Below are 6,696 nucleotides of genomic sequence, written 5' to 3'. Positions count from 1 at the left end.
GGGGAAGCGCAAAAGCGGCAGGACCAGAAAGGGGAACCCCTGGCTTCGGGAGGCGTTGGTGGAAGCCGCCCAATCTGCCGCGCACGCAAAGGACAGCTATCTTTCCGCCCAGTACCACAGGCTTGCGAGGAGGATCGGGAAGAAGAAGGCGGTCGTCGCGGTGGCGCATACCATCCTCGTCATAATATACCACTTGCTCAAAGATGGAACGGACTACAAAGATCTCGGAGCCAACTACTTCGACGAGAGGGAGAAGGCCGCCGTCATAAGAAGGGCCGTCAGGCGCATCGAGAGCCTTGGATATATGGTGTTCCTCCAGCCGGTGGAAGCAGCTTAAGTCGCAAGGAAAACGAAGACAAGGCGAGAGCGTCGTCGGGGGAGTTTTTCAGGGTAGGGCTCGGGAGGGAGGAATCTGGCTTCCTTGCGGCCCCGGGCAAGCTGTAGCCGGCGCTGGTCCAGCAACCGCCACAAGTCCTCGACGGTGCGGTCGGGATCTGCTCCAAGCAGGGCGTTGACCCGCTCGATCTCGATGTGGGTCCTCACCGCCTCCACCGACACCCCTTCCGCCAGCCGCCTCACCCAGGCGGCGTCGTAGAGGGGCAGGACGATCCTCTTCCCACCCACCTCCCAGAGCATCTGCCCCGGCTGGAGCCTCCTTGGGCCGTGTTCGGCCTCCCAGGCGGAAAGAGCCCCGTTGGTAAGCACGACCGCCCGCTCCGCCACCAGCGACCGCTCGGCCAGCTCGAACCTTGAGCGCAGGTGGGCAACCTGCACCGACGTCATCTCCCGGGCGGGAAGGGTGGCGTACCTTGCCTGTGTACCCTTCCCCTGCACGGCATCACCTTCCTTCGGCTTTCCTACATGTCGTTTTTTTTTGACCTCAGGAGGCAGGTGGGCCTGGGCCAGCAGGCGGATCCGGCCCATGCGCCAGCCCGACTCCCGCGACCACCTGTGGTAAAGCTCCGCGTACTTTTCGACCAGCCGCATGGAGCAGCCCAGCACAGTGCGGATGGCAGTGGGGGGCATGCCCCGCTCAAGCAGATAGGAGACCCGGGCGAAGTCTAAGATGTACCGCTCCACGCTCTCTAAGCTGTGCCCGGTGCGCCTGACCACCTCTGTCTCCGTGTACCCCTGCATGTATAACCCCACGATCTTCTCCGCGTGGGAGAGCGTGGGTCCCATGTCGGCCAGGCGTCCCCTGGTGGGCAGGATCACCTTGGGGTGCCGCTCCATGGCCGCCCTCACCGCGTCCACGGATACCCCCAGCAGGAAAGCTAGGTCCGGCTGGCTTAAGCAGGCGCCCTGGTAGTAGGCACCGGTGGCCAACCGCACCAGGCGCGCCCACCTAAGCTCCTCGGAGCGGTCCCGATGCAGCAGCGACCAGTCCTCCGGCACCAGGTAGTCCAGCACGGCGGAAACCATACGGCAGTCTCCCAAGCTGCGGCCGGGAGGCTGGTCCTGCGCCACGCCCGTCCACACGATCTGGCCCGGAGAGCGACCCCGGCTGCTTAAGCGATGGGCCAGCTCCCGCAACTCCTGCTCGAACTGGTCAGCCGCCGCCGGGGTGTAGCGGTGCCGCTTGAGCAAAAGCTGCCGGAAGGCCTGGCGGGGGCCACCACCAGGCGGCACGGGCGCCACCCACAACCCCTCGCGCTTCACCTTCTCGGACATGCGGGCATCCTGCCTGACCTGGGCCCACAGCTCCTGGAAGGCTCTCACTAAGGCCGCCGGCTGGCCCAGCCTGCGGGCCGCTTCCTCGGGGTCGTCCCCCTCCAGCCCGCTCATCTGGCAGAAGATCTGCCACCACCTGCGCCATGCAGTACGGGAACAGCATAGCTTCCTCCTCACCGAGCTGAGGTCCTCGCCCCGCAGGTAGCACTCCACCGCCAGGGCCGGCCGCAGCCTGCGCATCTTCTGCCGCCTTTCTTTGCTCATCCCCGCCACGGGCAGCAGCGCCCCCATCTCCCACAGGGGCCCAAGCCTCTGGCGGAGGGCCTGGTGGTTGTAGGGGAAGAGCACCCCCAGCCTGGGCCAGTCAAGCAGGCAGCCCTGGAAGTAGGCTTCCTCGATGCAGCGAGCCATGCGGCCCACCTGCATGGCCACCACGCCGAACTCCTCCAGCACCTCGGCGTCCTCGTCGGCGATGACGGTGAGCGCGACCATCTGCTCGGGCTGGTCCCGCCGCGAGCACCTCCGGTGGGCGTCCAGGCCGCGGATGGCGGGGAAGTCGATCTGCCCCGGGCCCCGGTCAACCAGGTGCATGAGGTATTCCAGGGCGTCCTCCGCCACCAGGGCTGCCTCCTCCGGGGCGAGTTCCCTCCTTGATTGGATCTCGCCCACCAGGTAGCTGCGCAGGGTCTTGGCCTCGACCGAGCGGGCCTGCGTCACGATCTTCTGCCGGTAGAACGACTGCCGGCCCACATCCCCCACCCCCGACTCCCAGCGGTTGACATGCTTAATACGGCATACGACGGGGCTCCTTTCCTCTCCTGCTATAGGCTCCCGGGCCCGGCGGCCGCCTGCAGCAAAGCCGCACGCTCCACCAACGGGGCTGGGACGGTGCATCCCTGTCCTAAGCGATGGGCCCGGTACAACCAAAGGCATCTCAGGGGTCCGCGGCCTTCCGGACCCACCGGAGGGTCGCGCCCGGATTATCCCGCTCCCGCATCAGTTCGCTCGCTCCTTCAACCGTTTCCCGCCGCCGCAGGCCGCGATTTCGCTGACGTCTGCACCGCCAGGAGGGCTTCTGCTGCTCCCCTTCGCGGCGCACCCCGCCCGGTCGCCCGGGGGCGCTTGCGGCTGCTGCGCCCCCCTCGGCAGCACGAAAGTCTTGGGCCACGCTTTACGGCTTTTGCACCGGTGGCCCTTGGCTCCCAGCCAGCCTCTTCGGGGGCCGACCTCCCGGGTACCCGCGGCAGCGAGTCACGCTCCTCCTAGTTCACGCGACGCCGCGGAGCAGCAGGTTGCATCCCTCCCCAGTAGCCGGCCACCGGGACCTGCCCCGCCTCAGCGGGTCGCGGAGCCAGCCAGTCGATTCCTGACACCTCACGACTCAGCGATTCCACCACCGTTCTTCCTTGCCCACCCTGGAGATGTTAGGGGTTCTACCGGTCGTTGAAGCTGCACGCATAGTGAGCGACCCACGCGTGATGATGGGGAAACCCGTCGTCGCGGGCACGAGGGTCACTGTGGAGCTGATCCTTGAGAAGCTGGCGGCGGGGGAGACAGTTGAGCAAATCGTAGCTGCCCATCCGAGCTTGACTGAGGATGGGGTAAGGGCTGCCATCGAGTACGCTGCGCAGGTGTTGCGGATGGACGCGGTCTATCCGGTGGCAGGGGCAGCCAGGGGTTTGGTCAGCGTTGACCACTATACCAAGCTAGAAAGTCGTTCCTGGTGACACCAACGTCCTTGAGGATCTTGGCCGTTATCCCTCGTCCAAGATCTTCGCCCTTATGACAGGACGGTTGCTGTCCGGCCGTCGGAGTGCCTGAAAAAAGTGTGTGAACCCTTGGTTCGAACCGCAGTAAATCCCAGGCTTTCGAGGAAGGCGACCATCACGTCCGAAGGTATGGTGGGCATCCTGGTCATGACGGACTATGCACCCACCTCCACCTGATGGACGCCCACGAATTTCATGGGTACGGCGTCTTCTTCCTCGAGGCAGAGCTCGATTACCTCCTTGATTCGAGGATAAAGTTCCTCCAGAGTTCGTGCTTGGGTGTAACAGCTCTTCAGGGCTGGTACGGTAGCTACATAATACCCGTCAGCATCCTGTTCGACCAGCACAGTGAACACACGCTTGTTTCCCACCTGGGCTATCCTCCCGGCACGTGAGACTTTGGGCAGTCGAATAGGCCCTCTGGCACGCCACACGGAGCCGTCCATTACGGCGTCTCCCGCCACTATCATACCACCATTGGGTGGGAACAACAACGAGCACGGCGGCCAAGGCGAATCCCTTGCCCGGAAGCCAGTAGGTTGGCGCTCACGACCGAGAGGCACCCCGAAAACAGCCGGCAAGCGATGGCCTATCCGGGTACGGCCACCGAGGTCGGCATCGCCTCGGTGCGGCGGCAGGGCGGTCTACAGCCTCGGCAAACCGCGACCCGGAGATTCAGGCGGATGGCGATGCGGCGGAGCTGTTGGCGTAACCGGTATACTGGAAGCGGACACCGGCGAATCGCGCATTCACACATCGGGAGGCGGCATTCAGATGCGTTATCCGGCACGCGCCTTTGCGATCTTCGGGCATCTGTCCATCGTGTTGGGACGTTACCTGTTCACGTGGGGAATCTACCTCTTGCCGGTAAGCTCCCCGACCCCGGCGGACATCTTGACGAAGCCCCTCTTCTGGGGGCTGTTTTCGATATTCGGTGGGATATGCGCCAACGTGCACTCGCGCTGCAGATGCGTCATGACGGCTTACGCGGTAAGGAAGGACTAGCATTGACAGCTTGGGAGCTGGCCCAGCTGCCCGCGATTTATGCGCCGACCGGGAGGGCCGGCCCAGGTTCTGCAAGAGCGGGAAGGGGAACGTTTGACCTAGATGGCCCTCCTGTGCGCACTCGCGACCGCCGGCATAAGCCCCAGCCTGGCGAGACGCGCTGCGGGGCGTGGTTGCAGGGTGGCTTACACGGTCCCACGTCCCCCGATTCAGGAAGCCGGGCATCTTCTGTAACCGCCAGATGTGTCATGTCCCCGCGATTGCAGAGGGCATATGCGGATTGAGCTACGACAGCGTAGGGATTCCAACCATCGGTTCCGTTTGCGGCGTGTTTCAGCGCCTGTACGGTGGTCGGAGAGATGGTGAAGTTCTTCGCTGGTTGGTCGACACCACTCGAGCCCCGGTTTCAGTTGGACATGCTGCGGGGTCCGATGTATGGGCTTGAGGTATCCCAGCAACGCCGAAGAGATTGTGTCTGCGTCACCAGACGGGACAACATTCATGAACTGCGTCGCAGGCGTAAGGCGACGGCGATTCCCCCAGCAGCTGGGCATGCCTTCGCTGACGCTCGATAAGGTTAGTTACCTTCCCATCGGTGGGGGTGGCATTTCTGCTTTGGTTTTCGCGGTCGCCCACGAGGGCTACTGAAGCCGGTGAATTGGCGGGCTGGCGGTACGTCGTATAACTGCTATATACCTCTTTCCGGCATGGCAATCCTGGCGGCAAACATGTGTTGTGATGCAAGTCGCGCCGGGAAAACGGCGGTTTTAGACGCTGAAGGGGGCGATTAAGGCCCGAAAATCTCGCAACACAACTCGCTGAGGGCCGGAGATTGTTGTCCGTCGTGCCTTCAGCTTTCCGGCCCATGCAGCCTCACCTTGTCGAGCCGTGCTGGTGCCGTGCTTCTGTGCGGCAGGGGATCGCAGCCGGGCTCACCACGGGAGGTGTATGGAACTTGACCCTATTTCCGTCGCTTGCGCAGCGGCAGGCAAGCGTCATTCTGGTATCCTCAACGATGACTGCCTATGTGAAGCTGCACAAGTATCCCCCTTGCCACCTTGGCAGGGCTAACCGAGGGCCTTCGCCCTCGGAGAAGAGGTCAGCGAAGTCGCCGTCTTTTATGTGCTCGTCGGCCCATGCCTTGAACTTCCACCAGAAGCTGTCCTTGGGGATCCTCTCCCGTCATCCGGAGGCGTCCTCGAAAGCTCTGGTGGTTTGCCCTTCCAAGCATCGGGATACGCCTTTATTCAGAATCCCCGGTACACCTGCATTTTAGCTGACGATCGTATGATTAGCAAAGCATATTCTTCCATATGGGCTCGTCCCCAACTGGACAACGAGCGTTTTTGGACACGGAAAGCCGAGTTTTGAGGCGGATTCCACGAAGTGTTGTGAAAAATCCCTTTCGGCTAGCAGGTACTTGCCTCGCCGCAGCGAATTCTTAGCAATGATAGCGCCCGCTTTCCAGTAGAGGATGCTGTTGCTAGGGAGCAAAGAAAACCTGCGGCGGCAAGTAGCTGTCAAGTAGTTAGGAGCGGGAGGAAGACAAACGCATGTCAGGTGGTTTGCGCAAAACGAGGGGCTACTGTCGGCTTCTTTCCGTATTGACGTTGCTTATTCTGCTTTCCTCGCTGGTGTTCCCCGCAACGGCAGCCGCGGCCCAACGTGGGGAGAGGGGCCGCGGAGCCCCGTACGTCCCAGGAGAGCTGATCGTAAAGTTTAAGCCTGGGGTAACGTCTGCCCAGGCCAGTAGCCTATTGTCCCAGGTGCAGGCCAATCAGGTAAAGGTCAGCCGCCTGGGAGCACGTCTCGTCCGCCTCCAGGGCGGGGATAACGTGGAAACCGTCGTGGCCAGGCTGAAGGCCGACCCGTCCGTGGAGTACGCCGAGCCGAACTACATATATAAAGCCAGCCAGACCGGTCCCAATGACCGCTATTACCCTGAGCAATGGGGCCTGCCCGCCATCCAGGCGCCGGAGGCGTGGAAAGCGCTAACTCAGACGTCGGGCGGCATCGCCGTGGCCGTGGTGGACACGGGCGTCGACTACACCCACCCTGACCTGGCGGGCCGCGTGGACACTGCAAACGATAAGGATTACGTCAACGGCGACGCCGCGGGCGATGACGCGGACGGGGCCATGGACGACAACGGCCACGGCACGCACGTTGCCGGCATCGTCGCCGCCCTCACCAACAACGGCCATGGCGTGGCCGGCGTGGCCGGGGAATACTCTGTAACTATCCTCCCCAT

At 63.1% G+C, this 6,696-nt stretch carries 7 protein-coding genes; 4 read left to right on the top strand and 3 right to left on the bottom strand.

Annotated features, from left to right (window positions below; translation table 11 throughout):
- Positions 1-337: transposase (locus AB1609_13185; protein MEW6047413.1), on the top strand; the 337-nt coding region annotated here is incomplete at its 5' end.
- On the opposite strand, the gene AB1609_13180 is transcribed toward AB1609_13185, so the two are convergent.
- On the bottom strand, positions 334-2,421 hold the full coding sequence (locus AB1609_13180; GenBank protein ID MEW6047412.1) for a DUF1670 domain-containing protein: 2,088 nt from the start codon (positions 2,419-2,421) through the stop codon (positions 334-336). The two genes, AB1609_13185 and AB1609_13180, sit on opposite strands and share 4 nt — an antisense overlap.
- Positions 2,422-3,092: 671 nt before the next feature.
- On the opposite strand from AB1609_13180, the gene AB1609_13175 reads away from it, so the two are divergent.
- Entirely contained in the window at positions 3,093-3,398 is a 306-nt protein-coding gene (locus AB1609_13175; protein MEW6047411.1) for a DUF433 domain-containing protein, read from the top strand.
- A gap of 53 nt (positions 3,399-3,451) precedes the next feature.
- Here the strand turns inward: AB1609_13175 and AB1609_13170 are convergent, their stop codons facing one another.
- Positions 3,452-3,556, bottom strand: a complete 105-nt coding sequence (locus tag AB1609_13170) for a type II toxin-antitoxin system HicA family toxin (protein ID MEW6047410.1) — start codon at positions 3,554-3,556, stop codon at positions 3,452-3,454.
- Positions 3,557-3,595: 39 nt separating this feature from the next.
- The gene (locus AB1609_13165; protein ID MEW6047409.1) at positions 3,596-3,811 is read right to left on the bottom strand and encodes a type II toxin-antitoxin system HicB family antitoxin; all 216 of its coding nucleotides are present in this window, start codon (positions 3,809-3,811) and stop codon (positions 3,596-3,598) included.
- 403 nt (positions 3,812-4,214) lie between these two features.
- On the opposite strand from AB1609_13165, the gene AB1609_13160 reads away from it, so the two are divergent.
- Complete coding sequence (locus tag AB1609_13160; GenBank protein ID MEW6047408.1) at positions 4,215-4,445, top strand: hypothetical protein; 231 nt, start codon at positions 4,215-4,217, stop codon at positions 4,443-4,445.
- A 1,766-nt stretch (positions 4,446-6,211) separates the two neighbouring features.
- Positions 6,212-6,696: S8 family serine peptidase (locus AB1609_13155; GenBank protein ID MEW6047407.1), on the top strand; the 485-nt coding region annotated here is incomplete at its 3' end.

The organism is Bacillota bacterium, assembly GCA_040754675.1.
Taxonomy (GTDB): Bacteria; Bacillota; Limnochordia; order Limnochordales; family Geochordaceae; genus Geochorda.
Note: the sequence above shows the minus strand (reverse complement) of the source record. Positions and strands in the feature narration are given on the sequence as shown.

What these genes read in the sequence shown, in the direction of transcription:
- AB1609_13160 (MEW6047408.1), top strand. Translation starts at nt 4,215, where the DNA reads ATGCGTTATCCGGCACGCGCCTTTGCGATCTTCGGGCATCTGTCCATC.
- AB1609_13170 (MEW6047410.1), bottom strand. Translation starts at nt 3,556, where the DNA reads ATGGTCGCCTTCCTCGAAAGCCTGGGATTTACTGCGGTTCGAACCAAG.
- AB1609_13175 (MEW6047411.1), top strand. Translation starts at nt 3,093, where the DNA reads ATGTTAGGGGTTCTACCGGTCGTTGAAGCTGCACGCATAGTGAGCGAC.